This window comes from Curtobacterium sp. MCBD17_019, from assembly GCF_003234555.1.
Classification (GTDB): Bacteria; Actinomycetota; Actinomycetes; order Actinomycetales; family Microbacteriaceae; genus Curtobacterium.
Genome location: NZ_QKTT01000005.1, coordinates 56107 through 81200 on the forward strand (window position 1 = coordinate 56107; position 25094 = coordinate 81200).

Consider the following 25094-nt stretch of genomic DNA (forward strand, 5'->3'; position numbering starts at 1 on the left):
GCGGTGCCCGAGCAGGCCGGCGCCGGACCGTCAGCCGCGGTCCCGCGCGCGTCGGGCCTCCCGGGCCGCGGACGGCAGGAACCGCACGCCACGCCACAGTCGGCGGGCGTAGGCCGCGAGCAGGCCGAGGCGGTCGAGCCCTCCGAGTCCCCGTTTCTCCAGCGTCTCCCGTGGTGGGAGCAGGGCGACCCGGACCACGCGGAGTCGCTCGCGCCACGGCGCCTCGACGAGCGCGAGCAGCCGCCGCGCGTGGGGTGACGACGCGGCCGTCAGCAGGCGCCACCGCAGGTCGGGCACACCCCAGTCGTCGAGCTCGATGCCGAACGCGTCGGTGAGGAACGGCCGCGCCGCGGGCACTGCTCCGAGCGCGCGGGCCGCGTCGAGGACGGTCGGCGCGAGCAGGGCCGGGGTCCCGTCGCCGGCCGTCCGCTCGACGAGGTGCGCGTACTCCTCCGCGTGACGGGGGACGGTGATGCTCCGGAGGCAGTGCAGCGCCTGCACGAGGACCGCCTCGGGCAGGTCCGGGACCGGGACGGACGCCCCGGCGACGACGAGCGTACACCGGGTCCTCCAGAGCCGGGCGAACACCGCGTCGGTGTCCGTCCCGAAGCCCGGGAACCGGTCGTGCACGTCCAGGTCGCAGCTCCACCCGCTGCGGAACAGCGTGACGGAGTGGCGGCTGAACGTCACGTCGTCCGCGTCCGCGGGCCGTCGGCGCCACCCACGGCGCTCGAGCTCGGCGGTCATCACCGGAACGCCGCGCGGTGGCACGAGGACGTCGACGTCCGCCGGGACCCGGTGTCGGTCCTGGAGGCCGTGGTGCTGAGCGCCGAGGCCCTTGAGGACCAGGAACGGGACACCGGCGACGGCCGCGGCGTCCGCCACGACGGCGTGCGCCAGCTCGACGGTGGCACGCGCGTCCAGCCGTGCTGCGGCCGTCACGGCCGGGTGTCGTCGGTCCCACCGACCGCCGCCGCCCGCCGCCGGCTCCGGCGCGAGGGGAGCTCGAGGGACGGATCGTACGGGGACACCACGGGCGAGCGTGGGACCGAGGCGTCCCGGTCGGGCAGGGAGGGCGTGAGCCGAGACCCGCCGGACGCGCGGGCTGCGCGCGCTTCCGCGTCGCCGTCCGTGCCGTGTTCCCCGCCGCCGTCCGTGCCGGGAGCGGACTCCGACCCGTCGTCGTCCCCCGCGTAGTACGCGCCGCCGTAGTAGCCGTAGTCGCGCGCGTCCTGCCCGCGCGTCGGGACCCGGTTGAGCACCGCACCCAGCACGGTCCCCCCACCCCGGGCCACGAGCTGCAGCGCCCGTCCGAGCTGGTCGATCGTGGTGCCCTGCGCCGAGACCGTCACCACGAGGCCGTCCGCACCGGCCGCGAGCACGACGGCGTCGGTGACGGCGAGGATCGGCGGCGCGTCGAGGACCACCGTCGCGTGTTCCCCGAGCGAGGCGAGGATGTCCCGGAACATCCGCGACCCGAGCAGCTCGCTCGGGTTCGGTGGAACGCGGCCGGACCCGACGATCCACAGGTTGCCGACGTCGTCGGTCTGCTGCATGACGTCGGCGAGGTCCGCGCGTCCGGACAGCACGTCGGTGAGGCCCGCGCCCCGGGCCACGCCGAAGACCGCCGACAGCACGGGTCGCCGGAGATCGCAGTCGATGAGCACGACCCGCCCGGTGGACGTCACGGCGAGGGACCGGGCGAGGTTCGCCGCGATCGTCGACTTGCCGTCGCCCGGGAGCGGACTCGTGACGACGAGGACCTTCGGGCGCTCGTCGACGTGGACGTAGGACAGGTTGGTGCGCAGCTCGCGGAGGGCCTCGGACGTCGCGAAGTTGACCCGTCGCTCCTCGGGGGTGCGGTTCGGCAGGGCGTCGACGAGTTGCCGGTGGTCGGTCAGGGCGGGGTTGAGCGGGATGGTCCCGAGCACGGGGACACCGAACGCGGCCTCGATCGCTGCGGCCGAGCGGATGCGCCGGTCGAGGGCCTGCCGCACGAGGACGTACACCGACGCCAGGAGCAGGCCGACGAGCACCCCGAGCGTCACCGCCGCGCGCACGTCCGGCGACGTCGGCGACGTCGGGACGGTGGCGGAGGCCAACGGGACGAGCTTCGTCGTCGCCGAGGCGAGCGCCTCCCCCGACGACTGGATCGCGGCGATCTGCCGCCCCATGCCCGCGATCCACGCGTCCGCGAGGTCGGCGGACTCGCGCGGGGTCGCGCCGCTCGCGGTGACGTCGATGATCGCCGTGCCCTCCGGCAGGCGGGTCTGCACGCGGCCGAGCAGCTCCTGCGGAGATGCACTGGTGCCGGTCGCCCGGACCACCCGTTTCGCGACCGCCAGCGAACCACCGAGCTCGACGTACGTCTCGGCCTGGGACTTCGACAACTGGTCGGCGGCGTAGTCGAGGTTGGCGTCGCCGTTGCCCGCGACCCGCACGAAACCGGAGGCCTCGGAGGTGTACACCCGCGGTTGCGTGAGCGTCCACGCACCGGCCGCGGCGACGCAGGCCAGGACGATGAGCACCGCGCCGAACCAGTACGTCCGGAACATGCGCACGTAGTCGGCCAGGGTCCGGGAGGTCCGCTCGTCGGGACGTGCGTCGGGAGCCATGCGTGGTCCTCCGGGTCGTGGTCGGGGCGGGATCAGGGCAGTCTCCGTCCCGGCGTGGGTGGCCCGCCCGGGCGCACGCACGTTCCCGGCGATCGCCGGGCGGTGGGATCCCCCACGGCCTCACCCGCCTTGGACGCGGCCTCACCCGCGGGGCCGTCCGGCCACCCGGGCGTCGTGCACCGCGAAGAGCAGGGGCAGCACGCCGACCACCAGGAGCGGTGCGACGCGGACCGCCCACATGAGGAGCCACACCGAGGTCGACCGCGGATGGACGCCACCGAGCCGACGACCGTGCAGGGCTCGTCGGGCGCGACGCACCCCGGCGCGCCGGACCGACCAGGGCGCGTGCTGGCGCCCCGGCGTGACGACGAGCGCGCGGCACCGGAACCAGCACGTGAACCAGGTCAGGAGCTCCTCGCGGCGTGCCGGGTCGGCGAGCGCCGGTGCGTCGACCGGCGCCACGGAGTCCGCGGCCGCGACGACGGCGGCGTGGGCGGCCTCCAGGGCGTCGAGCGCGGGCGTCCTGGACCGCGAGACCGAGCCGGGACGGTGGACCCAGTGGTAGAGCACGTCCGGGACGAACCGGACCCGTCGCGCGGCGGCGAGCACCGGGGCGAGACCCGCGACGTCGCTCTGCGACGGCAGGTGCGGGAAGGGGGCGTCCCCGAGGACCGAGCGGCGGACGAGCTTCGACCACAGGAAGCCGTCGATGGTGCCCTCGAGCAGCATGACGAGCGCCTCGGGACCGGTCGCGACGCGCGGCACGGGGACACCGTCGACGATCCGGCCGGGGCGGAGCGGGTCGGTGCGGAAGTCGGCCCGACACACGACGAGGTCGACGTCGTCGGTCGCCGCGTCGAGGAGCCGCGTCGGTGCTCCGGGCTCCCACCGGTCGTCGTGGTCGACGAACCACACCCACGTACCGCGGGCGAGCCGGACCGCGCGGTTGCGGCTCGCGGCCACCCCGGAGTTCGTCGCGTTCTCGAGCACCTGCACGTCGGGGCGGTCGACCGCCCACCGACGGAGGCGCTCGGCGGTGCCGTCACCGGACCCGTCGTCGACCAGGACGAGCTCGACGCCCGCGGTGAGGAGGGCCGCGGCCCGGTCGAGGAACCCGTCGAGCAACCGACCGGGCCGGAACAGCGCGGCGACGACGGTCACGTCGGGCACGGCGTCCCTGGGTCGAGCGCTCATGCCCGGTCCGGTCGACGCTCGCGTGCGGCCAGGAGCGACCGCGCGACCACGAGCAGGAACGCCGGGCCCCGGACCAGGTAGCGGTGAGCGAGGCGGCGCGGTTCCTGCAGCAGCCGCCAGGACCACTCCAGACCGAGGCGCTGGACGAGCACGGGTGCACGGCGCCGGGCGCCGGCGGCGAAGTCGACCGCCGCGCCGGCGCCGACGTAGACCGCGTCGGGCAGTGCGTCCTCCCACCGGAGGAACCACGCCTCCTGCTTCGGCGACCCGAGGCAGAGGAAGACGACGTCGGGGCGGATCGCCCGGAGCCGCTCGACGACCGTGCCGCCGTCCTCGCCGCCCGCGAGGTCCGGGAACGGCACGTCCTGGACGTCTGCGCCGGGGTGCTGCGTCCGGAGTCGCTCCGCCGCGCGGACGGCCGTGCCCGGTGCTCCACCGGTGACGACGATCCGCCACCCCCGCTCGGCGGAGGCCGCGCTGCACGCGACGAGGAGGTCCGCCCCGGTGACCCGACGCACGGTGTGGTCGCCGAGCAGTCGCGCCAACGCGACGATCGGGAGGCCGTCGACCGTCCGCAGGTCCGCCCGCGCGTGCGCACGGCGCGCCGCCTCGTCGTTCCGCAGCACGAGCACCTGGTCGACGTTCGGTGTCGTCACGAGCGTCCGACCGGTGCCCCGCCGCCGGTCGACCTCGTCGAGGAGGTCGCGCACGTCCCCCCGGAACAGCGGCTCGTCGGCGAGCAGGACGGCGTCGGGCGCGACCCGGAGGAGCGGTGTGCGTCCCGACGCCATCAGTAGGCTCCCCGTGCGCGGAGGACGGCACCGACCGTCCGGGCCAGGACGACCAGGTCGCCCATGAGGGACCAGTTCTCGACGTACAGGAGGTCGAGGTGGAGGCCGTCCTCCCACGGGAGGTCCGAGCGACCCCCGACCTGCCACGGGCCCGTCAGCCCCGGCTTCGTCAGGAGGCGCCGTCGTGCCCGGTCCCCGTACGTCGCCACCTCGGACGGCAGTGGTGGCCGCGGCCCCACGAGGCTCATGTGACCGAGCAGGACGTTGACGAGCTGTGGGACCTCGTCCACCGACCAGCGCCGGAGGAAGCGGCCGAGCCGGGTCACGCGCGGGTCGTCCCGCATCTTGAACAGCGGTCCGGAGCCGTGTTCGTTCTCGGCGCGGAGGTCGCCCTGCAGTCGGTCCGCGCCCGGCACCATCGTCCGGAACTTGACGATCGTGAACGGCCGTCCGCCCTGGCCGACGCGCTGCTGGGTGAAGAACGCGGGCCCCGGACTGTCGAGTCGTACCGCGAGGGCGACGAGCACGATGAAGGGCGCAGCGAGGACCAGCCCCAGGGCACTCGCCACGACGTCGAACGCCCGCTTCGCCACGTGCGGGAGGCCGGACCGCGGGGGCGGTTCGACGGCGATCAGGGCGTGCCCGGCGAGCGTGACCGTCTGGAGGCGCTGCGTCGCGACCGGTCCGACCTGCGGCGCAACGAGCAGCTGGACACCGTCGGCCTCGAGGGCCCAGGAGAGCTCCCGCGCGAACTCGTCACCGTGCCCGCCGACGACGAGCACCGCGTCCGGGCCGAGCTCGTCGACGAGCTGCTCGACGCGCGCGTGCAGCGCCTCGGGTCCGGCGCGGCGCGCACTCGCCCCGACGGGGCCGTCGGTGACCAACGTCCGGACGACGCGGAGCCCGGCACCCGGGTCGCGGTCGACCAGGTCACGGACGGCCGCCACCGAGTCGGACGGACCGATGACGAGTGTCGAGCGGCACATCCGGCCGCGCTCGCGCACACGACGGACCCACGCGCGCCAGGCCACCCGGTCGGCGACGAGCGCGACGAGGCCGAGCGGGACGGCCACGAGCAGGTACCCCCGCGAGATCTCCGTCTGCGTGATCGCGGAGGACACGGCGAGCACGAGCACGACGACGACGGTGGTGCGGGTGAGGTCGCGGAACGCGCCGGGTGACGACACGAAGCGGTCCTCGGGGGACCGCCCGGCCCGGACGACGAGGAGGAGGACGAACCACAGCCCCGACAGGAGCACCGAGAACTCGGTGTAGTCGAGCCCGACGAACCCGATCTGCACGCCGTTCCCGTCGAACCCGAACCGGAGGAACTGCGATCCGAGGGTCGCGGCGAGCAGACTCACGGCCTCGGTGGCGGCCATCGTCCGGGTCGGGAGCGGTGTCGCGGTGCCGGGTCGCGCCTCCCGGTGTCCGCCGACCGCGGCCGTCGCGATCGTGTGCGCCACGTCACCGCTCCTCGGTGTGGTGGTGGTCGACCCAGTCGCCGAGGGTGTCGTGCCGCAGAGCGCTGCCGATCTCGGCGACCGCGGTCCGGTCCTGCAGCACGATCGACTGACCGTCCGCGCTCGTCCCGCTGCCGAGCGTCGGCAGCGTGAAGAAGGCCACGTCGTCCGGTCGGACCGATCGGAGTCGCCAGCCGATGCGCACCGCGCGGGTGAACGTGAGGCCGGGGTCCACCGTCACGGACCGTCCCGTCGCACCCAGGAACGCCCGCACCCGGCCGAGGTCGTGCAGGCCGTCCCGGTCGGCCAGGCGGTCGAGGACACCGCGGAGGAACGACTGTTGGTTGCGCACGCGCTGGTGGTCCGCGTCGGGGAACGCGTACCGTTCGCGCACGAAGGCGAGCGCGCGCTGCCCGGCCACGTGGTTGACGCCGGCCGTGAACCGGTAGCCCGGCATGTTCCGGCTCGTGAAGGCCTTGGGCGACACGACGTCGACACCACCGAGCGTCGACGACATGGCCGCGAATCCGGCGAAGTCGACGACCGCGACGTGGTCGATGCGGACGTCGAGGAGCGCCTCCACGGTGCGGATCGTCAGCGGGACCCCGCCGAGGGAGAACGCGGCGTTCACCTTGCCCTCGCCGTGCCCGGGGATCGGCACCCAGAGGTCGCGCATGATCGACATGACCTGGACGTCGTCGCCGTCGGCCGGGAGGTGGACGAGCATGAGCGTGTCCGAGCGCTGCCCGGTCGGACCGCCGCCCGCGATGTCGCCGAGGCGTCCGCGGGTGTCCGAGCCGATGAGCAGCACGTTCTCGGAGGCCCGGGACGCCGCCGGACGCTCCCCTCTCGGGAACGGATCGGTGTCGAGGGTCCGGACGTCGGACCGGTACCCGGTCTGCACCAGCAGCACGACCGCGGCCGCCGCGACGAGCGGCAGCACGACGAGGATCACGACCGCGAACGACACCCGGCGCAGGACCCGCCGCCGCTCAGCCACGGGTCGCCGCCAGCGCGTCCGCGATCACCGTGACGGCGTCACCGAGTTGTGCCTCGAGCGCCCCGAGACGCGCCGGGTCCGGACCGACCGGGTCGATGAGATCGCGATCGCCGCCCTCCGCCGTCACCGCGGCCCGCAGGGAGCCCGCTCGCTGGAGGAGCCCCGCCGGGTCGGACCCGCGCGCGCGGTGGTGACGCGCGATCGCCGCGAACTCGAGCACGGTGAACGTCCGGTTGAGCAGCGCCGGCACGCGCTCGAGCACGGCGACGGAGTGGGCCTCCTCGGCCGTGAGCACGAGTGTCGCACCCCGGAGCCGGGTCGCCTGGAGCGGTGATGCCCGATGGCCGGACGCGTCCAGCCCCCGGTCGCGCAACATCCGACGCACACCCGGCACCATCGCGCCGCGCTCGAGCACCCGCACCCCGCAGCTCGAGACCGCGAAGCGCCCGGGGGCCCGGGCGTCGAGCTCGGCCTGCAGCAGACGCTCGACGAGTGGGGAGCGCGCGAGGTTCGCCGCGCACACCACGACGACACGCGTCCGCCCGTCGCTCGGCTCGGGCGGCGCGGCACGCTCCCACGGCGACGGCCGTGTGCATGTGGACGGCGGTGTGGTCATCGCGACGATCCCCTCCTCGATCGGGTCGGTCGCGGTGACCGTACGGTCACGACGCGGCTCGATCAGGGGCGTGCGCGGTGGGCGTCCGGGAGGCCCGGCACCGGGTCACCCGTCAGTTCACGTCCCGCGGCGCGGGTGCCGTCGTCCGCTCACCGGAGCGGCCGTGATGAGGGTCCGGCGCGCGGACTCACCCCCCGGAGCGCGCCCACGGCTGACCGGGAGGTCGGCGCTAGCATGCGCAGCCGAGGAGGAGGTCCGCATGGACGACGACGAACGGACGGCAGGGCCGCCCCGTCGCTGGGTCCGCCGACGGGCGCGGGTCGCGGCGGTCGGCGACGCCGAGCGGGTGGTGGTCACCGATCCCGCGCGGTGCGACCTGCACGTGCTCGCCGGCAGCGCTGCGGTCGTCTGGTCCGAGCTGGACGAGGGCACGACCGTCGAGGACGTGGCCACCCGGGTGGCGCGGTGGTACCCGGACGTCGACCCGGAGACGGTGGCGGGGCAGGTGGCGGCGTTCCTCGGGGAACTCGCCGCCGCGGGGCTCGTCGAGGTCGAGCCCGTCCCGGACACACGAACGGACCGGCCCGGGGCCGTGGTCGAGACCATCCGGTCTGACCACGGCACCCGGGCCGGTCCGTGGGGGTGGAGCGTCGGGACGACTACGCGTTCTGGACGTCGTCCTTGGCGCTCTGGGCGCTGTCCTTGACGTCCGAGGCCGAGGACTGCGCCTCGTCCTTGACCGTCGACGCGGCGTCCTGCGCCGTGCCCTTGAGGTCCTGCACGTGCTCCTGCGCGGTGTCCTTGAGGTCGGAGGCGATGTCCTGCCCGACGCCCTTGGCCTTGTCCACGAGCGGTGCGGCCTGGTCCTTCAGCTGGCCGGCGAGGTCCTCTTCCTTCGAGGAGGCCGGGATGAGGGACGAGGCGAGCCAGCCCGCACCGAAGGCGATGAGGCCGACGGCGAGCGGGTTGCCCTTGGCCTTGCCGACGGCCGAACGGGCAGCGCCCTTGGCGGAGTCGGAGGCGCCCGAGACGGAGCCCGAGGCGCTGCTCGTGCCGGACTGGACCTTGCTCTTGGCGGCGTCGACCGTGCCCATCACGCTGTCGCGGACGGAGCCGATGCGCTCGCGCACCTTCTCGGTCTGGCGGTGGGCGATCGACGACGGGCTCACCTTGTCGGCGAGTGCATCGACGTCCGACCCGAGGTTGCCACGGGTGCGCTCGATCTCGGCGCGGATCTCGTCTGGGGTGCTCATGCGTTCCTCCCGTTGGTGTGCGGCTTGAGGGTGTCGGGGATCTCCTTGGCGGTCTCGACCGTCTGCGGGGCGCCCTGGATCTCCTTCATCGACTTGCGGCCCTGCATCGCGAGGATCGCGGCGATGATGCCGTAGATCACCGCGATGATGAGCGCCGACCAGGCGTTGTTCACGAGGAACCCGAGGGCCCACCACGCGGCGATGGAGATGAAGAGGAGGGCGAAGAGCGCGGTCAGACCGGCTCCACCGAACATCCCAGCGCCCTTGCCGGCCTTCTTCGCCGACTCGGTCAGCTCGGCCTTGGCGAGCGCGACCTCCTGGCGGAACAGGTTCGACAGGTCCTTCGAGACGTCCGTCAGCAGCTCACCGAGCGGCGTCGTGGCGGCGCGCTCCTCGGCGGCTTCGTTCGGCCGCGACGCGGCGGTGGCGCCGGCGGTGTAGCCCGCGCCGGGCACACCGCCCGGGACGCCACCCGGGGTGGTCTGGCTCATGCCACGCCTCCGGTGCCGTACCCGGCACCCGTGCCGCGGTCGTACTCGGTCTCGACCGGGTCCGTCGTGCCGTACGCAGCGCCGGTCGTGCCGTAGTCCGTGTCGGTGACGGTCGAGTAGGTGCTCGTCGACGTGGCGTCGTACGAGGACGAGTCGCCGCCGGTGGCGCCACCGAAGGCCTCGGCTTCCTTCTCGTGCTTGATCTCCGTCGTCAGCGCCTTGGTGAGGCGACCGGCGAGGATGCCCGCTCCGGCGGCGATGGCGATGAAGGTGCCCGGACGACGGGCCGCGAAGGAGCGGACCTCGTCGATCAGCGAGCCCGGGTCGCGACCCTCGAGGTAGCCCGCGACGCTGCCGGCGCGGTTCGAGAGGTCGCGGACGACCTTGCCCGCGATGCCGTCGTCGGCGTTCTCGGCCATCGACGAGAGCTGGTCGCTGATCGTGCGGAGTCCGCCGGCGGCGCGCTGCTGCTGCTGGCCCGCCTGGTCCTTGAGGCTCGACGTCGCCTGGCCGAGGAGTTCCTTGGCGTGGTCCGTGGCCTCCGAGGCGACTCGGGACGCCTGCTCCTTGGCGACGCCCGCGACCTGCGCGGCCGACTGCTTGGCGTCACCGGCGACGTTCTGGGCTGCGCCCTTGGCGGCGTCGGCCTTGCCGGAGCCGCCGGAGTCGCTCGCGCTGTCCGTTCCGTAGGACGGGACGTGGACGCCGGAGTAGGTGGTGTCCGTCGTGTCGTCGACGACGAGCTCGTCGTCGATGAGGTCGTCGTCGGCGAGCGACCCGGTCGGCACGGCCCGGTCGTAGATCGGGGTGTCGTTCGGGATGTCGTTCTCCGGTGGGTATGTGCTCATGACGTTCCTTCCCTGTTCGCGGGTCCGGGAGGACAGGCGTCATCCCGGTCTGGCGTGTCACCCACCGTGCGCGTTCTCGCCTGGGAGCGTTCGGACTCTCAGGGGTGGGACAGGGATCTTGTCCCCCGTTCTGGGCCCATCCCGCCGCCACGAGGCGGCCGGATGACGCACCATTCGTCCCCCGGACGCCCAGGTGGGCCTCGCTGACTCCCGGAAATCCGGACGGGATGGCCGGGGCGGGGCCGCACCGCGCCTCCCGTCCGACGGGGGACAACCTGCATGGGTGGCGAGGGAACGCGGCCTACGGTCCAGACCACGCGTCGTGAGCGCCGGGACCCGCCCGGCACCGACGCGAGCTGAAGGAGAGACACAGGATGTACTTCCACAAGCAGGAATTGCAGTTCAAGTCCACGCCGAGCAAGCCCGACGCCGTCTACGCGCGGAAGCTGCAGGAGGTCCTCGGTGGCCAGTACGGCGAGATCTCGGTCGCGCTGCAGTACCAGTTCCAGGCCTGGAACATGCACATCCCCGGCAAGTACCGGGACCTCGTCTTCGGGATCGGCGCCGAGGAGCTCGGTCACGTCGAGATGCTCGCGACGATGATCGCCCAGCTGCTCGAGAAGGCCCCGCTCGGCATCACCAAGGAGGCCGTGCAGGACGACCCGACCGTCGCCGCCGTCATCGGAGGCATGGACGTCCAGCACGCGATCGTCGCCGGCGCCGGGGCACGCCCGGTCGACAGCAACGGGAACCCGTGGCAGGGCTCGTACATCACGGCGAGTGGCAACCTCCTCGCCGACTTCACGGCGAACGAGAACGCGGAGATGCAGGGGCGCATCCAGGCCGCCCGGCTCTACCACATGACGGACGACCACGGGATCCGCGACCTGCTGTCGTTCCTCATCGCCCGCGACACCATGCACCAGAACATGTGGGCGACCGCCGCCGCCGAGCTCCGCGAAGAGGGCTACGAGGACTTCCCGGTCCCGAGCAACTTCGCGCAGAAGAAGGAGGACCAGGAGGTCAACTACCAGTACCTCAACTTCTCCGACGGCGCCGCCGCGGCCGAGGGACGCTGGGCGAGCGGCCCCTCGTTCGACGGCAAGGGCGAGTACACCTACCACGACGGGCCCACCACCTCGGTGCCGATGCCCCCGCCCACGCTGGTCGACGCTCGCTACTACGGCACCACCCCGACCCCGAACAAGGTCGAGCAGAAGGCCGCCCTGTCGCAGGACCGGCGAAACAAGGAGTGACGCGCTCCGGCGGCCGACGCCGCCGCCGTGACGGGGACCACCGTCGACCTCACGTGTCGATGGTGGTCCCCGTCCTCGATGACGCCTCCGTGCTCCGACGGTGCCTCGCGTCCGTCGCGGTGCAGACCGTGCCCGTCGACGAGGTCATCGTCGTCGACAACGGCAGCACCGACGACAGCGTCGCCGTCGCCCTCGCGGCCGGTGCCACCGTGCTCCACGAGCCGGTCCGGGGGATCGCGGCTGCCGCGTCGTGCGGGTACGACGCGGCCTCCGGCGACGTGATCGCCCGCGTCGACGCCGACTCGGTGCTGCCACCCGACTGGGTCGACCGTGCGCTCCGGGCCTTCGAGGACCCGCGCGTGGTCGCGGTGACCGGACCAGGGCGGTTCCGGGACCTCGGCCCGATCCCGCGCGCGTTCTGGCAGCTCGCGTACATGCGGGCGTACTTCGTGCTCATGTGGCTCGCGCTCGCACGACCGCCGGTCTTCGGCTCGAACACCGCGTTCACGCGCGCGGCCTGGACCCGTGTGTCCGCACGGGTGGACCGTCGTGACCCGGCGCTCCACGACGACGTCGACCTGAGCCTCCACCTCGACCCGGCGTGGCGCGTCGTCGTCGATCCGGGACTGCGCGCCGAGATCTCGAGCGACCCGCTCCGGGACCGCCGCGGGCTGGTGGTCCGCACGCGCAAGGCGCTCCACACGCTCGGGTCCCACGGCCGCGCGGGACTCCCCTGGTACCGGTGGTTCCGGCGCGGGTTCACGATGCTCCGCGCACCCGCGGTCCCGAGCCGCGCGGTCGGGTGGCCGGGCTCACCAGTCGCCGCTGGTCAGACCCCCTCGGCTCCTGGCCTCCCTGAGCACGAGCCGAGACTGCGGGGCACCGGCACCGCTCCAGGCCATGATCGGGGTGGTGACGCGGCCCCCACGGCCGCGTCGCAGTGACCCTCGACGGGCACAGGTCCCGTCACACGGAAGGAGGCCGACATGGCCCGCACGACATCGGAAGCCGGCGGCGAGGACGAGGCGGACGCCACCACGCACGGTGGCATGGACGCGCCCTCGCAGGCCGAGGGTGAGGACCTGGACGAGGACTCGCCCACGATCTGACCGAGCAGCACGAGGCCCCGGGTCCGAACGGATCCGGGGCCTCGTACGTGTCGGTCCGAGTTGAAGCCGCAACCGAACGGGGACTGCTGCAGCTTGGGACTCTGGCCTAACGTCGTCGCCTCAGTTGCGCCGGCCCGAATACGAGGAGGAACGTCAGCCCCGCTCCCACCGCGACCGTCGCCGTAAGAAACCCAACCCATGAACCCCACCCAGTGGGTACAGAGGTAATGGTGAAAACTGCGAGGATCACGAGAACTGGCGTGAGGATTGCGCACACGATTGAGTTATAGCGCTTACTTCCGTTAGCAGGCACTGGCCACCGATCCGATCCCATCTGCCACTCCGTATGCTGACGCTCCAAATCCAATGACGCCGGCTACTCCCAGCGCCGGCGACCATCCGAGGGACGGGATCTCAGCGGCAACCGATCCAACAATACCGACACCGGAGGCGATGAGCCCGAGGCTCGAGAACGCGGGACCGGTGACGGCATGGCCGCACTGCGAAACACGACCGGTGGGAGCCGAGCCGTTGATGGGATCGCAGCCGACAAACGCGTATCGGTTGGCGTTGCCGGGGTCGAGGGGTGCGTCGAAGGTGTCTTCCTGCTTCCACCCGCCCGCGACGGGGAGGTACCAGCGTTGACGGTGGCATGGACGCGCCCTCGCAGGCCGAGGGTGAGGACCTGGACGAGGACTCGCCCACGATCTGACCGAGCGCAGTACGAGGCCCCGGACGGATCCGGGGCCTCGGCCGTCCCTCATCCACGGGGCGACGCTGAGGCCGATGCCCGCTCCGCCCGGCATCACATCGCGCCCGTCCGCGGCGCGTGATCCGCGGAGGCGGTTCCACCGACCCAGATGAACGAGCGCAACACCGTCACATCAGGTAATCCCGCCACCTCCGCAGAGAAGATGCTTACGGCGGATCTTGCTACGCAACCGCCAAGTGCAGCACCTACCGCAGTCGCGCTCGCAACGACCAGAGCGTGCTGCAAGCTGTATCTTCCAGTCAGGTCCATAGCATTGATGGGGTCATCACCCGCAAAAGGATATGGCGGCGCGCCGCTCCAGCGACGCATCGCTCCAAAAGAGCGTCATTTTCGTCTCTTGAGTTTTCGATCTCGCAGCAGGAAGAAGATTCCGAGAGCGAGGCATAGGACTGCCCCGACCCAAAAGTACGGCCCGTATGATAAAGGTCGTGGCGTCGCTACTGGAACTAACGCTAGCAGGACGAAACTAATGATCCCGTAGATGCCGGCAATACGGTTCAAGTTCTACTCCTACTTGAATGCCCGGATGAACTCCGGGAGGATTCTTCCGGCAGGTCCAAGCAAACCGGTCACCGTTCCTGTTTCTGCTCCATCGGCAGCGTCCCTGGCCAACTGACCGCCGCGATCACCGTCAATAGCTCCAGTTGTCAGCCCCTCGACTGTTCCTCCTGCGTCCACCCGCCCGCGATGGAAGGTACCAGCGGAGACCGAACTTCACGAGCCCGTCGCCGGTGATCCGGATCCCGAACCTGTAGCCGAAGAGCAGGTACTCGAACCACGGCGACGTGCCACCGCTGACGACGGTCCGGTTCCCGTACGGGTCGAACGACACGTGTAGGCGCGTTGGCCGTCGGCGGTGAGGATCCCGACCGGATTCCCGATCCCGTCCACCAGGTACAACCCCACCTGCAGGTCCGGGCTGATCGCGTCGAGGACCTGCCCCGCGGTCGGATCGTCGAAGAAGAACGACGTCTGCGCGCTGCCGGTCTGGGACTGCAGCTGCCCGCTCATGCCGTACACGTACGTGTACGAGTCCGCACCCGGCGTGGTCTGGCTGGGCAGCTCGTTCTGATCCGCGCCGACGTGAATGTACGGCGAAGTGCTCGAAGCGACGCGGGTGAGAGAGCACCTGTGACGGCGCTCGCGATCATCCATAGCGGTCCCCACCGGCACGTTGACGGAACGATCGCCGATCACCCTTCCTCGTCATCGACCGGTGGTCGCCATTGATGACGCGCCTTTGTGAAATTCGCAATCAAGAACAGCGCCACTGACAAGGCCAACGCCACGCAGCATACAACACACTCGTCGGCCGCTTCAGTGCTTTTCACCCCGGTATGATTCTGCATATCTCGGATGGACGAGAACAAGAAGATCGTCGACATGCTGGCGATGAGCAAGGGGGCTATGTAACGGAAGGAGACTTCGACGAATTTGTTCATTGCCACAGTCCTGTACTCACAGGGCGCTCGAGGGAGACCGGCAGTCAGTCGTACTGAGAACAGTACTGTGTGACGACGTAGGAGTATCCGAAGGGCAGGTACTCGGACCACGGGGACGTGCCACCGCTGACCACGGTCCGTTTGCCCTAGGGCGTCTACTCCACCCGACGGTCTGGATCATCTCAGCGCGGAACTGGCATGAACAGGACGATGATGCCCGGCAGCGATCCGAACGCATAGCAGGTGAACATCCCCGCCTGAAGGGGAATCGCCAGAGGAGCGATCATCCAACCGAGGCCCACGGCCGCCACAACAACAAGCGCGATGAGAAGGAACTCGAGAGACTGTCGTCGGTGCACCCGGATCCTGGTGGACGCTGGACGCACGGGCCTCCGTGTACCAATCGGCAACCGGGCACCTGTCGGGACACGCGCCACGCCTCTTTGCGAGGAGGGGCGGGCCCCGCGAGCCAGCCCTCGATGGTCTGCGGAGGCGCTGCTCGGTGCCGCTTCGATCAGGATCGCCTCTCGTCAGGGGTCACGACGAGCAACCTACTCATGCGTCCGTCATTCCTCGAATTCTCTGATGGCAGTCCTGCGCTGTTGCTTGGACGATCCGTCCGATGGCGTGCCGAAGAACGTGAGGAGCCAGGATCGCCGCGGGACGCCTTTTGCATCTACCCAATCGATGAAGGGAAGCGCCTGCACGTCGACAACAGCTTCACGGGGGATAGTCCGGACTCCGGTGAATCCCACTGATCGAGCGTATCGCGAGAACAACCGTACTCGAGCGAACAGGAAAGCGCTGCCACCCCAGCCGCCGAGGATGAGCATCACAAGGGCGAGCACCACGAGTTGACGGTCCGCCACGACTGTGAACACGCCTATCGCGGCCACAAGGAATGAACAAACGCTCATTCCGTACCTCGACACTGGGTTGGGACGGAAGACAAGTGTCGGGCGCTCTGCGGACTTCAGGACTTGTTCTTCCTGCGCCAGATATTGATGGACGAACCTATGGCGGCCGCCACTGGTAACGCTTTGAGAACCCACCACTGATGGTCCAGCCCCGCTGCGAACACAAGCGCTCTCCGAGAAACTCAACGAACCCGCACCAACCTCAACCCCAGCGCAGCCGAGGTCTACAAGCCTCTCAGCGGCCGGCGTAAGGGTTGAGTCACGGTACCGCCAATCCAGCAGCCAGGATCATGACATCGGCGACGAAGACGATTACGGGATTCCTCACAACGCCACCATCACCCTTAGGAATCTTGACGTAAATACCAGACAGCGCTAGCGACCATGACGCAAAATCCCGAGACAGCAAAGAGGTCTCTCCACAATTGGTCCGCGTGTGCCTATTCCCTGATTTTGGAGTTTCAGCTTGAGCACTAGCAGCCTTCGGCTTGCGATTGGCAGCTGAGCTATGGAAATCAGCTGCGCCTCGAACTACGAATCCAAATTTCAGAGGCGATAAGCAGAACGGCCGCTAGTCCAAATCCAATGGACCCCACCGTTTGCCTAGTTATCAGCGATAAAACTGCAGCACCAATGAACGCAACCACCGCTACATACAGCGCTACGTGAAGGGTTGTACGCATCGGGCTCCTTTCAGCCACACTTCTGAAGCCAAGTGTTGTACGACACTTCCCAACCGCCTACGCCCGCAACCTCTGCAGAGGTTATACCTATTGCTGCTGGCGCCGTTACTCCCCCGACAATTGCAGCCGCGTCCGCCACGGCGACGCCCGCGAGCCCGATGGCACCGAATCCTAGGCCCAGCAGACTTGCCGTGCAGCCACTCATGGGGATGCCGGCTGCTCCGGTCGGGTCTGTCCCATTGATGGGGTCGTCGCCAGCGTAGGCGTACCGGTTGGCGTTGCTCGGGTCGAGGGGCTGGTCGAGGGTGTCTTCCTGGGTCCAGGTGCCGTAGTAGTCGTCGTACCAGCGGGCGCCGAACTTCGTCAGGCCGGTGGTGTCGTCGGTGATGCCGCCCTTGAACGTGTAGGGGTTCTCGTACACCTCCGGCGCCCCCGCTTCGCTGCCGGTGAGGGTGTAGAGCCCGTACGGGTCGTAGGAGTACGTCGCCGGCGTGATGCTGTTGGGGTCGGACGCGATCACGGCGGTCGGGTTCCCGAGCCCGTCGTACAGGTACAGGCTGTTCGATCCGCGGGAGCTCGTCAGCAGCAGCGGCTGACCCGTGACCGGGTCGGAGAACACGTGCCCGGAGCCGTAGTCCTTGGCGTACTGGGTGATCTCCGGCTGGCCCTGCGGATCGGTCCTGCCGTAGGTGATGCTGGCCGTGTCGCCACCGGCGGTGGCCTCCGACAGGAGCTCGTTCTGGTCGGACCCGCCGTAGGTGTACGTGGTCGTGGTGCCGCGGAAGTCGCTCTGTGTCATCTGCTCGGCCGCGTTGTACGTGTACGTACCCGAGTCGGTGGCGGTGCGGTTCCCCGCGCCGTCGTACGTCCACCCGGTGTTGGTGGTTTCGTTCGCGGCGTTGAACGTCTGGTGCTGCTCATCCGTGTTGTCGCCGCTGTGCACGTCGGAGAGGCGGTTACCGCGGCTGTCGTAGGTGTACGTGTTCGTCAGGTTGCCGTTGCTGCCGCCGGACTCGGCCGCGGAGAGCAGTCGACCCGCGGTGTCGTACTTGTACTTGGTCATCTGGCCGGGGTCGGTGAGGTCCTTCGTCCACTGCAGCTTCGCGTTGTCGGTGCTCGTCGCTGTGGAGCAGGAGCTGGTGTCGGTAGCGGTGTTGTAGCAGTACTGGGTGTCCTCGATGAGGTTGTTGTCGTTGTTCCCGGTGCCCGTGTAGACCTTGATCTCGCTGACGCGACCAGAGGTGTCGTAGACCTGCTGCTGGTGCACCCCCCAGGTGCTGTTGTCCGCGTTGGCGTTTAGCCAGGTGTCGGTGCGGCGTCCCTCCGGGTCGGTCTTGTAGTTGATCGCCTGCGTGCCGCCGTTGGCGGGGTAGGTGGTCTTGGTGAGCACGCCGGACGCGTCGAATGTGTTCGTGTAGGTGCCGAACGAGTCGCTCGAGGTGAGTTCGTTGCCGGCCTTGTCGTAGCTGTAGTTCTCGGCTCCGCCGCCGGCGGTGTTCACCGTCCGCAGCATGTGGTTCAGCTGGTCCCAGGTGTTGGTCTGGGTGCCGGACTGCGCAGTGACGGTGAGGAGGTTGCCGTTCCCGTCGTAGCGGTTGGTCACGGTCGGGGTGCTGTCCGAGTAGGCGGTGCTCAGGAGCCGGTCGTCGTTGTCGTACGTGTACGTCTGGGTGCGGGCGGTGCCGTTGCTGCCGGTGGCACCGTCGCTTGCGGTCGCGAGGCGACCGTACGCGTCGTAGGTGTACGTCTTCGTGCCGAGGCCGACGCCCGTGACGGGGGTGATGGTGGTGAGCTGGTTGTCGGTCGTCCCGTCCGGCTTGGTGTACCCGTACTTCGTGGTGTTCGAGCCGTTCCCGGGTGCGAGGGCGGTCGCGACCGTGCCGTTGCTGTTGTAGGTCAGGGTGGCGGTCGCCGCATCGCTGCCGCTACCGGAGCTGCTGGTCTTGATGTTGCCCTGGCCGTCGTACGTGAGGTTCTGCGTGTTCCCCGCGCCGTCCGTGACCGTGTCCGGGAGGTAGGCGGTCGCGCCGGTGTTGTGGTAGGTCGCGGAGCTCGACGAGCCGCCGGGCGACTGCGCCTGCGTCAGCGACTGCCCGCTGTTGGCGTTGTACTGGTAGTTGCTGGTGCCCGCGCCTGAGCCGGTGCCGACCGTGGAGCTCGTCGGCGCCATGTTCGCGGAGCTGTACTGCGCGGAGCGGCTGCGGCCCGCCGCGTCAACCGCGGTCGTGACGAGGTGGTTGGTGCTGTCCACGGTGTAGGTCGTGTGCGGCACCGCGGACACCGCTTGCGTCGTGTCCGTGTCCGGACCGGCGACCAGCGTCTGCGAGCTCGACGGGTACGTCAGCCGCGTCGTCGACGTACCGGGCGAACCGGCCGAGGTGTTCTGCTGGTCGACCTCGGTGACGCGGTCGGAGCTGTCGTACGTGATCGTCGTGACCGCCCCGGTCGGCGCCGTGATCGAGGTCAGGTCCTGACCGGTGTAGCCGAAGCTGGTGACGGCGCCGTCGGCGTCGGTGTAGCTGGTGATGTTCCCGTTGCCGTCCTTGCTGTAGTGCAAGGAGCGGGTGGCGGAACCGTTGGTCTGAGTGAACGTCGTGGTGCCGTTGCTGTAGGACACGGCGGCGGTACGTGCGAGGCTCGGCCCGGCGCTGGTGACGACACCGGTGAGCGTCGCACCGTTGTAGGTCATCTTCACGGTGTTGCCGTTGCTGTCAACGACGCTCGTGGGCTGCCCGTTGAGGTTGAAGTGGTCCACCTGCGCCGACGTCCAGAACGTCAGCTGGTACTCGGTCGACTTCTTGACCAGCGTGGCCTGCAGGCCCGCGACGGAGATGTAAGTGCCGTCGCTGTTCGCCGCGAACTGCCACGTAGAGCCGTCGGCGCCGGTGTAGATGACGCCGGTGCTGCCGGCCGAGAGCGACCCGGCGCCGTCGAGTGCGTACTCCCACCGGTTCGCGTCGATGCTGACGCTGCTCGAGCTCTGCCAGCCGCGCGAGTTGTATGCCGCACCGATGCTGGTCGGCGCTTTCACGCCGGGCAGGGTCAGGGCGGTGTTGGCGATGAGGAGGTTGCCGGTGGCGACGTCGACCTGCGCGCTCGTCTGGTCGTCGATCGGGAAACTCAGGTTCGTCGCCGAAGGCCGCTTACCGGTCAAGCCCGTCTTGCTCGGCCCCGTGGGCAAGGCGTTGTACCAGCCCTGCAGCTCGATGGTGTAGTCCGTGCTGTCCCCGCTGTAGTTGCCGAGATCGATCTTGCCGTTCGACCCGACCACGACGATCACCGTGTTCGAGCGGATCGAATCACCGGTGAAGTTGATCGAGGTGGTGCCCGGCTTCGCCGCGCCGTCCGCGTACACGGTCGCGTTCCCGGTGCTGTTCGCGGCGTGGAGCGCGGTCAGCGTCAGCGCGACCGCCGTGATACCCGCACCGACCGAGGGCACCCCGGCCTGTCCCGACACCGGGATCGCCCGCGTCTCCTGCGCACCGAGCGCCGTGTTCGGGCTGACCCGCGTGTCGTAGATCGTCCCTGCGGCGGGCGTGAACACGCTCCCGCCGCCGTTCGTCGCGGTGAAGTACCCCTGCACGTCCACCGCCACGTCCACCGCGTTCACGTCATTGGCGATGGTCACCTTCCCGTCGCTGCTGAGCGCGACCTGCGCCGTCAACGACGTCGCCGTTCCCGCGGCGTACTGCAGCGACCGCTGCGGCTTGCTCGTCCCCGCCGGATAGGGCGTGATGTACCCACCAGACCCGCTCGCGATCGCGATGAAGTTCGCCACCACCGCCGACGCACCCGCCGGCACACCACCGTTGCCGGTGACCTGGATCGTCAGCGAGCTACCCGCCGCGATCTGCGCCTTCGACGCCCCGGTCCCGTTCCGCGTATCCACGATCCGCGTACCCGGAACCGGCACGAACCCGCCCGCCGCGGTGCCGTCGTCATTCGCCGTGTAGTAGCCCTGCACGTCGATCACGAGGTCCGTCACCACGTCCGATGCGACCTGGATCGTCCCGTCGTCACCGACCGCGATCGTTGCCGTGTTCGACGTCGTCCCCAACCCACCGCCATCGAAGACGAGCATCAGCGCCGACGCCGTCGAACCATCCGGCCGGCCACGCACCTCACCCTGCTGGCTCATGTTCACCGCCGTGACGTTCACCACGACCGCACCCACCCCAGACGTCGGCACACCCGCCTTGCCACCCACCTGGATCGACCGGTACCCACCCGCCGGCATCGCCGTCGAGTACCCACCCGTCCCGCTCCGCGTGTCCAAGATCCGGCCCGACGCCGCCACGAACCGACCACCAGTCCCCGTGTCCGTCGCATCCGCGTGTGCCGGAGCCGGGGGCGTCACCGCCACCAACAGCGCCGCGACCAACGCGATGAGCACCGCCAACGCTGCGCCGAACCGACCCCGAACAGACAACGACCCGAACGCACGCATGGCTGCCCCCATCGGCAGAACCCCGATCGCCGAACGCGTCCTTCAAGCCCCGCGCGTCCCAGCGAGAACATTCCGAACAGTACGGGTACATGAACGATCGTCATGACCCCCCATTCCGGGGGTCAGGGTCTACCAGCGTCGAACCAGGCGGGGCCCCGCGGTCAGCGCCGCGAACGACCGCCCGCGAGCGCGACGACCCCGACGGCAGCGGCGCCGAGCACGACGGGCACCCACTTCCGCCGGGCACTCGCGCGCCACCCGCCGTCGGTCGCGTTCGAAGCGTCATCGGGACCGTAGAGGTTGCCGTCGCTCGGGGCGCCGTGCCCGCGGAGCGCGAAGATCTCGACGGCCGGACGCGTGATCGCGTGGAACAGCGGCGGCAGCGCGAACTCGAGCGGCACGAGGGCTGCCTGCGCGAGCCCGACGTAGGTGTTCCGCTTCGGGCGCACGACGGCCCGCATGATCGCCTTGGCCACGCGCTGCGGGCTGACGACCGGCGGCATGGGGTGCGAGTTCTGGTTCGTGTAGTTCGCGCCGTGCTGGTAGATCGGGGTGTCGATCGTCGAGGGCAGCACCATCGGGAAGTGGATGTCGGTCCCGCGGAACTCGTCGCCGAGGACGTCCGCCAGGCCGAGCGCCGCGTGCTTGCTCGTCACGTACGCCGACTGGTAGGGCGCGGACAGGAGCGACTGGATCGACCCGACGAGCACGTAGGTCCCCCGTCCGCGCTCCTTGAAGTGCGGGAGCACCGCCCGGATCCCGTTGACGTGCCCGAACAGGTTCGTCTCGACCACCCGGCGGAACGCGTCGTCCGGCACCTGCTCGAACAGGCCGTACGCGAACAGCGCGGCGTTCCCGACGAACACGTCGATCTGCCCGAACCGGGCGATGGTCGCCGCGACGAGCGCCCGGACCTGCTCGGCGTCGGACACGTCGGTGGGCACGGCGAGCGCCTCGGCTCCGCGGGCCCGGCACTCCTCGGCCGCGGCCTCCAGGCTCTCGCGTCCCCGGGCGGCGAGCACGACGTGTGCGCCGGCCTCGGCGAAGGCGTGGGCGGTCGCGCGGCCGATGCCGCTCGACGCCCCGGTGATCACGACGACCTGTCCCCGGAACCTGGATGTCATGCCGCACGTCTACGCGAGCCGGCTGGGGTCGCCTGAGCGCCCGGGGGACAACGCGGCCTCAGGCGTGATCGGCCAGGAACGTGTCGAGCTCCTCCGGTGTCGGGTAGGACGACTGCGCGCCGAGCCGGGTGGCGGCGAACGCGCCGACCACGACCGCGAACCGAGCAGCGGTCACGAGGTCGTCTCCGGCCGCCAGCCGCATCGCCAGTGCGCCGGTGAACGCGTCGCCACAGCCCGTCGTGTCGACGGGGTCGACGCGGACGGACGGCACGCGGACGGGTTCCGCGCCGCGGTCGAGCACGACGCACCCGGCACTCCCGGTGGTCACGACTGCGCGGTCGACCCCGCGATCGGCCAGGAGGCCCGCGAGCCGCCCGACGTCCGCCGCGGCGCCTCCCGCCGGCGCCACGAGCTGCGCGGCCTCGTGCTCGTTGACGAGCAGCACGTCGGTCAGCGCGAGGAGTTCCTCGGGCACGGGCCCGAACGGCGACAGGTTCGTCACGACCGTGGTCCCAGCGGCGTGGGCACGGCGGGCGGCCGCGAGTACGACCTCCATGTCGACCTCGAGGCAGAGTCCGAGCACGGCCGCGCCCGCGAACGCCCCGTGGGCGGCGTCGACGTCGGCGGCGGACAGCCGCCCGTTCGCCCCGGGCGAGACGACGATGGTGTTCTCGCCGGCGGCGTCCACGGTGATGACCGCGGTGCCGGTCGCGCTGCCCTCGAGCACGCGCACACCGGCGACGTCCACGCCGGCGTCGGCCACGGCACCGCGCAGGAGCTGGCCGTTCGCGTCGTCGCCCACGGCGCCGACGAGGGCGACGTCGCCGCCGAGCCGACCGGCCGCGACGGCCTGGTTGGCGCTCTTGCCGCCGGGCAGGATCCGCAGGTCCTCGCCGTGGAGGGTCTCGCCCGCGCGGGGGAACCGCGCGGTCCGGACGACCAGGTCCGCGTTGAGCGAGCCGACCACGACGACGCGGCCGCGGGCCTCCAGGACGTCCCGATCCGGAGCAGCGGTGCCGACCGTGTCCGCCCCGTCGGCCGGGAGGCCCGTCACGCGTCCATCCCGTCGGCGACGCCGACCGGGTCCGCGGCCCCCACGCCGCCCTCGCCGATCCGCTCGAGTGCGTCGACGACGAGGTCCCAGAACCGGTCGCGGTCGAGCTCGAGCGCGGCGGAGGTCCGGCAGTCCTCGGGCGCCGGCGCTCGCAGGTCGGCGACGGTCATGCCGGTGGTCAGGGTGCCGGTGGTCTCGACGGCGATGGGCATCCGCACGGCCCGGACGATCGTCGGGTCGATGACGTGCGCGACCGCGCAGGGGTCGTGCACGGGTGGGGCGTCGAACCCCTGCACGTCGCGGTACGCGTCGGCGAAGAACCCCATGAGCTCGTCGACGAACCGAGCCGGCCCGGTGCCGAGTGCCGCGATGCGCGCGACGACGTCGGGGGTCGCGAGCGCCTGGTGGGTGAGGTCGAGCCCGACCATGACGACGTCCCAGCCCGCCGTGAACACGATCTGCGCGGCCTCGGGGTCGATCGCGATGTTGAACTCGGCGACGGGGGTCATGTTGCCGACGTGGACGCCGCCGCCCATGAGGACGACCCGCTGGACCCGCTCGACGATCCGCGGCTCCTTGCGGACGGCGAGCGCGATGTTCGTCAGACCACCGACCGGCACGAGCGTGATCGTGCCCGGCTCGTGCGCCATGACGGTGTCGATGATGAGATCGACGGCGTGCCGGGGGTCGAGCTCGATCGACGGTTCGGGGAGGACGGGCCCGTCGAGCCCGGACTCCCCGTGGATGTCCGCGGCGTGCTCGATGGTCCGGACGAGCGGCCGGTCCGCGCCCGCCGCGAACGGCACGTCGGTGATCCCGGCGATCCGCGCGACGGCGAGCGCGTTCCGCGTCACCTTGGCGAGCGTCTGGTTGCCGACGACGGTGGTCACGGCGAGCAGCTCGATCTCGGGGCTGCCGTGGGCGAGCAGGATCGCCACGGCGTCGTCGTGGCCCGGGTCGCAGTCGAGGATGATCTTCTGGGGCATGGCCGTCCTCAGTCCAGCTGCTTGTCGAAGCAGATCGAGAACGGCATCGTGCGCGCGTACGGACCCCAGTAGATCGGGATCCGACGCCAGCCGGTCTTGTCGTACAGGGCGACGGCCTCGGGCTGCTTGTCACCGGTCTGCAGGACGAGCCGGTGTGCGCCGACCTCGCGTCCGACGGCCTCCGACTCGGCCAGGAGGGCCGTGGCGGCACCCTGCCCGCGCGCCGCCGCGAGCACGATCAAGCGCTTGAGCTCGAGCTCGTCCCCGAGCCACCGCACCGCGATGTGCCCGACGGCCTCGCCGCGCTCGTCGACCGCGAGGATCGCCGCGACGACCGTCTCTGGGTCGACGTGGAGGGCACGCTCCCGCTCGGCGGCGCGCGCCGGGTCCTCGGTGCCGTCACCGACCCCGTACCGGGCGTGCATGTCGTCGTCCATGGCGGCGCGGAGCGCGACGGCCCGCGGGTCCTCCCACGCGACGCGTTCGATGGTGATCACGACGGACCATCCTCGCAGGTGCGGGCGGCCCTCCCGACCCGCACGCCGCTCACTGCCGGTCGGTCAGGTCCTCGTCGACGACGTCGACCTCCTCGTGCCCGACGGTCTCGGTGATCGACCGCTGCTCGGTCACCACGTCCGTGACCACGCGCACGCGCTCCACGGGGACGACGCGGGTGACGACCTCCACCTGCTCCTCGTGCAACACCAGCTCGATCGCGTCGGCGGAGCCGATCGGGAGGACCGTGCCCGGGTCGACGACGTCGATCCCGTCGAGCGGCTCCTCCTCCACACGGAGTTCCTCACGCCGCACGGTGACGGTGACGGTCCGCTCCTCGGACACGATCACCTTCCGGATCCGCACGCGGCGCACCGGCACGGCATCCGTGCGCACGACGAGTCGCTCCTCCGACCGGGTCACGGCGACGTCGTCAGCGCCCGGGTCGAGGATGCGGTCCGCACGTCCCGCGAGGGAGGTCGCGTCGATGGAGTCCTGGTCGTCCGGGTACGGCGTTGCGTCGACATCGGTCACGTCG

25 protein-coding genes are annotated in these 25094 nt (G+C 70.7%); 5 read left to right on the plus strand and 20 right to left on the minus strand.

Annotated elements, in window-relative coordinates:
• Positions 1 to 30 precede the first annotated feature (30 nt).
• The 7 genes from DEI82_RS06385 to DEI82_RS06415 form a co-directional block, all read right to left on the minus strand.
• Positions 31 to 942 carry a nucleotidyltransferase family protein gene (locus DEI82_RS06385; protein ID WP_111036163.1) on the minus strand — a complete coding sequence of 304 codons (912 nt, stop codon included), beginning with the start codon at positions 940 to 942 and terminating at the stop codon, positions 31 to 33.
• The gene (locus tag DEI82_RS06390; protein WP_111036164.1) at positions 939 to 2615 is read right to left on the minus strand and encodes a polysaccharide biosynthesis tyrosine autokinase; all 1677 of its coding nucleotides are present in this window, start codon (positions 2613 to 2615) and stop codon (positions 939 to 941) included. The genes DEI82_RS06385 and DEI82_RS06390 overlap by 4 nt, the downstream gene beginning before the upstream one ends.
• A gap of 141 nt (positions 2616 to 2756) precedes the next feature.
• Complete coding sequence (locus DEI82_RS06395; RefSeq protein WP_111036165.1) at positions 2757 to 3809, minus strand: glycosyltransferase; 1053 nt, start codon at positions 3807 to 3809, stop codon at positions 2757 to 2759.
• On the minus strand, positions 3806 to 4600 hold the full coding sequence (locus tag DEI82_RS06400) for a WecB/TagA/CpsF family glycosyltransferase (RefSeq protein ID WP_111036166.1): 795 nt from the start codon (positions 4598 to 4600) through the stop codon (positions 3806 to 3808). Before DEI82_RS06400 ends, DEI82_RS06395 begins: the two co-directional genes overlap by 4 nt.
• On the minus strand, positions 4600 to 6066 hold the full coding sequence (locus DEI82_RS06405) for a sugar transferase (RefSeq protein ID WP_111036167.1): 1467 nt from the start codon (positions 6064 to 6066) through the stop codon (positions 4600 to 4602). The genes DEI82_RS06400 and DEI82_RS06405 overlap by 1 nt, the downstream gene beginning before the upstream one ends.
• 1 nt (position 6067) lies before the next feature.
• The gene (locus DEI82_RS06410) at positions 6068 to 7063 is read right to left on the minus strand and encodes an LCP family protein (RefSeq protein ID WP_111036168.1); all 996 of its coding nucleotides are present in this window, start codon (positions 7061 to 7063) and stop codon (positions 6068 to 6070) included.
• Positions 7056 to 7679, minus strand: coding sequence for a hypothetical protein (locus DEI82_RS06415; protein ID WP_111036169.1), 624 nt, complete (start codon positions 7677 to 7679; stop codon positions 7056 to 7058). The genes DEI82_RS06410 and DEI82_RS06415 overlap by 8 nt, the downstream gene beginning before the upstream one ends.
• A gap of 259 nt (positions 7680 to 7938) precedes the next feature.
• Between DEI82_RS06415 and DEI82_RS06420 the strand changes: the two genes are divergently transcribed.
• A complete protein-coding gene (locus tag DEI82_RS06420; RefSeq protein ID WP_181435123.1) occupies positions 7939 to 8385 on the plus strand; it encodes a PqqD family protein in 447 nt (148 codons plus the stop codon).
• On the opposite strand, the gene DEI82_RS06425 is transcribed toward DEI82_RS06420, so the two are convergent.
• From DEI82_RS06425 to DEI82_RS06435, 3 genes are read right to left on the minus strand one after another with little or no spacing between them, the layout of a single operon-like run.
• The gene (locus DEI82_RS06425; protein ID WP_111010681.1) at positions 8339 to 8932 is read right to left on the minus strand and encodes a DUF3618 domain-containing protein; all 594 of its coding nucleotides are present in this window, start codon (positions 8930 to 8932) and stop codon (positions 8339 to 8341) included. The genes DEI82_RS06420 and DEI82_RS06425 overlap by 47 nt on opposite strands.
• Positions 8929 to 9423 carry a phage holin family protein gene (locus DEI82_RS06430; protein ID WP_111010680.1) on the minus strand — a complete coding sequence of 165 codons (495 nt, stop codon included), beginning with the start codon at positions 9421 to 9423 and terminating at the stop codon, positions 8929 to 8931. Before DEI82_RS06430 ends, DEI82_RS06425 begins: the two co-directional genes overlap by 4 nt.
• Positions 9420 to 10271 carry a hypothetical protein gene (locus DEI82_RS06435; RefSeq protein ID WP_111010679.1) on the minus strand — a complete coding sequence of 284 codons (852 nt, stop codon included), beginning with the start codon at positions 10269 to 10271 and terminating at the stop codon, positions 9420 to 9422. The genes DEI82_RS06430 and DEI82_RS06435 overlap by 4 nt, the downstream gene beginning before the upstream one ends.
• Before the next feature lie 374 nt (positions 10272 to 10645).
• Here DEI82_RS06435 and DEI82_RS06440 point away from each other — a divergent pair, with 374 nt between their 5' ends.
• The 3 genes from DEI82_RS06440 to DEI82_RS16485 are packed head-to-tail and all read left to right on the plus strand — an operon-like array spanning position 10646 to position 12636.
• Positions 10646 to 11527 (plus strand): manganese catalase family protein, encoded by an 882-nt coding sequence (locus DEI82_RS06440; RefSeq protein WP_111010678.1) that lies wholly within the window; start codon positions 10646 to 10648, stop codon positions 11525 to 11527.
• Positions 11528 to 11586: 59 nt separating this feature from the next.
• Entirely contained in the window at positions 11587 to 12471 is an 885-nt protein-coding gene (locus DEI82_RS06445; RefSeq protein ID WP_111036330.1) for a glycosyltransferase, read from the plus strand.
• A 42-nt stretch (positions 12472 to 12513) separates the two neighbouring features.
• Positions 12514 to 12636, plus strand: coding sequence for a hypothetical protein (locus tag DEI82_RS16485; protein WP_258370120.1), 123 nt, complete (start codon positions 12514 to 12516; stop codon positions 12634 to 12636).
• A 1403-nt stretch (positions 12637 to 14039) separates the two neighbouring features.
• Here DEI82_RS16485 and DEI82_RS06450 read toward each other — a convergent pair.
• A complete protein-coding gene (locus DEI82_RS06450; protein WP_111036171.1) occupies positions 14040 to 14240 on the minus strand; it encodes a hypothetical protein in 201 nt (66 codons plus the stop codon).
• Positions 14241 to 14264: 24 nt separating this feature from the next.
• Here DEI82_RS06450 and DEI82_RS06455 point away from each other — a divergent pair, with 24 nt between their 5' ends.
• Positions 14265 to 14480 (plus strand): hypothetical protein, encoded by a 216-nt coding sequence (locus tag DEI82_RS06455; protein ID WP_111036172.1) that lies wholly within the window; start codon positions 14265 to 14267, stop codon positions 14478 to 14480.
• Positions 14481 to 14601: 121 nt separating this feature from the next.
• Here the strand turns inward: DEI82_RS06455 and DEI82_RS06460 are convergent, their stop codons facing one another.
• The 9 genes from DEI82_RS06460 to DEI82_RS06490 all read right to left on the minus strand — a co-directional run bounded on the left by DEI82_RS06460 (position 14602) and on the right by DEI82_RS06490 (position 25090).
• The gene (locus DEI82_RS06460; RefSeq protein WP_111036173.1) at positions 14602 to 14850 is read right to left on the minus strand and encodes a hypothetical protein; all 249 of its coding nucleotides are present in this window, start codon (positions 14848 to 14850) and stop codon (positions 14602 to 14604) included.
• A gap of 182 nt (positions 14851 to 15032) precedes the next feature.
• Positions 15033 to 15209 (minus strand): hypothetical protein, encoded by a 177-nt coding sequence (locus tag DEI82_RS16185; RefSeq protein ID WP_181435124.1) that lies wholly within the window; start codon positions 15207 to 15209, stop codon positions 15033 to 15035.
• A gap of 207 nt (positions 15210 to 15416) precedes the next feature.
• Positions 15417 to 15701 carry a hypothetical protein gene (locus DEI82_RS15960; RefSeq protein WP_146242848.1) on the minus strand — a complete coding sequence of 95 codons (285 nt, stop codon included), beginning with the start codon at positions 15699 to 15701 and terminating at the stop codon, positions 15417 to 15419.
• 759 nt (positions 15702 to 16460) lie between these two features.
• Positions 16461 to 20726 (minus strand): RHS repeat-associated core domain-containing protein, encoded by a 4266-nt coding sequence (locus DEI82_RS06465; RefSeq protein WP_146242849.1) that lies wholly within the window; start codon positions 20724 to 20726, stop codon positions 16461 to 16463.
• Between the two features lie 332 nt (positions 20727 to 21058).
• Positions 21059 to 22021 (minus strand): SDR family NAD(P)-dependent oxidoreductase, encoded by a 963-nt coding sequence (locus DEI82_RS06470; protein ID WP_111036175.1) that lies wholly within the window; start codon positions 22019 to 22021, stop codon positions 21059 to 21061.
• A gap of 58 nt (positions 22022 to 22079) precedes the next feature.
• On the minus strand, positions 22080 to 23012 hold the full coding sequence (locus DEI82_RS06475) for a ribokinase (RefSeq protein WP_111036331.1): 933 nt from the start codon (positions 23010 to 23012) through the stop codon (positions 22080 to 22082).
• Between the two features lie 59 nt (positions 23013 to 23071).
• On the minus strand, positions 23072 to 24061 hold the full coding sequence (locus DEI82_RS06480; RefSeq protein ID WP_111036176.1) for a nucleoside hydrolase: 990 nt from the start codon (positions 24059 to 24061) through the stop codon (positions 23072 to 23074).
• An 8-nt stretch (positions 24062 to 24069) separates the two neighbouring features.
• Positions 24070 to 24558: a GNAT family N-acetyltransferase gene (locus DEI82_RS06485; protein ID WP_258371988.1), complete on the minus strand. Its 489-nt coding sequence runs from the start codon at positions 24556 to 24558 to the stop codon at positions 24070 to 24072.
• 49 nt (positions 24559 to 24607) lie between these two features.
• The gene (locus tag DEI82_RS06490; RefSeq protein WP_181435125.1) at positions 24608 to 25090 is read right to left on the minus strand and encodes a DUF2382 domain-containing protein; all 483 of its coding nucleotides are present in this window, start codon (positions 25088 to 25090) and stop codon (positions 24608 to 24610) included.
• Positions 25091 to 25094: the final 4 nt, after the last annotated feature.

Bases quoted from the DNA above. Each gene is read 5' to 3' on its own strand.
- DEI82_RS06400 (WP_111036166.1), bottom strand. From the start codon at position 4,600: ATGGCGTCGGGACGCACACCGCTCCTCCGGGTCGCGCCCGACGCCGTC.
- DEI82_RS06460 (WP_111036173.1), bottom strand. From the start codon at position 14,850: ATGAACAAATTCGTCGAAGTCTCCTTCCGTTACATAGCCCCCTTGCTC.
- DEI82_RS06440 (WP_111010678.1), top strand. From the start codon at position 10,646: ATGTACTTCCACAAGCAGGAATTGCAGTTCAAGTCCACGCCGAGCAAG.
- DEI82_RS16485 (WP_258370120.1), top strand. From the start codon at position 12,514: ATGGCCCGCACGACATCGGAAGCCGGCGGCGAGGACGAGGCGGACGCC.
- DEI82_RS06470 (WP_111036175.1), bottom strand. From the start codon at position 22,021: ATGACATCCAGGTTCCGGGGACAGGTCGTCGTGATCACCGGGGCGTCG.
- DEI82_RS06390 (WP_111036164.1), bottom strand. From the start codon at position 2,615: ATGGCTCCCGACGCACGTCCCGACGAGCGGACCTCCCGGACCCTGGCC.
- DEI82_RS06435 (WP_111010679.1), bottom strand. From the start codon at position 10,271: ATGAGCACATACCCACCGGAGAACGACATCCCGAACGACACCCCGATC.
- DEI82_RS06430 (WP_111010680.1), bottom strand. From the start codon at position 9,423: ATGAGCCAGACCACCCCGGGTGGCGTCCCGGGCGGTGTGCCCGGCGCG.
- DEI82_RS06425 (WP_111010681.1), bottom strand. From the start codon at position 8,932: ATGAGCACCCCAGACGAGATCCGCGCCGAGATCGAGCGCACCCGTGGC.
- DEI82_RS06445 (WP_111036330.1), top strand. From the start codon at position 11,587: ATGGTGGTCCCCGTCCTCGATGACGCCTCCGTGCTCCGACGGTGCCTC.
- DEI82_RS06415 (WP_111036169.1), bottom strand. From the start codon at position 7,679: ATGACCACACCGCCGTCCACATGCACACGGCCGTCGCCGTGGGAGCGT.
- DEI82_RS06420 (WP_181435123.1), top strand. From the start codon at position 7,939: ATGGACGACGACGAACGGACGGCAGGGCCGCCCCGTCGCTGGGTCCGC.
- DEI82_RS06395 (WP_111036165.1), bottom strand. From the start codon at position 3,809: ATGAGCGCTCGACCCAGGGACGCCGTGCCCGACGTGACCGTCGTCGCC.
- DEI82_RS06480 (WP_111036176.1), bottom strand. From the start codon at position 24,061: ATGCCCCAGAAGATCATCCTCGACTGCGACCCGGGCCACGACGACGCC.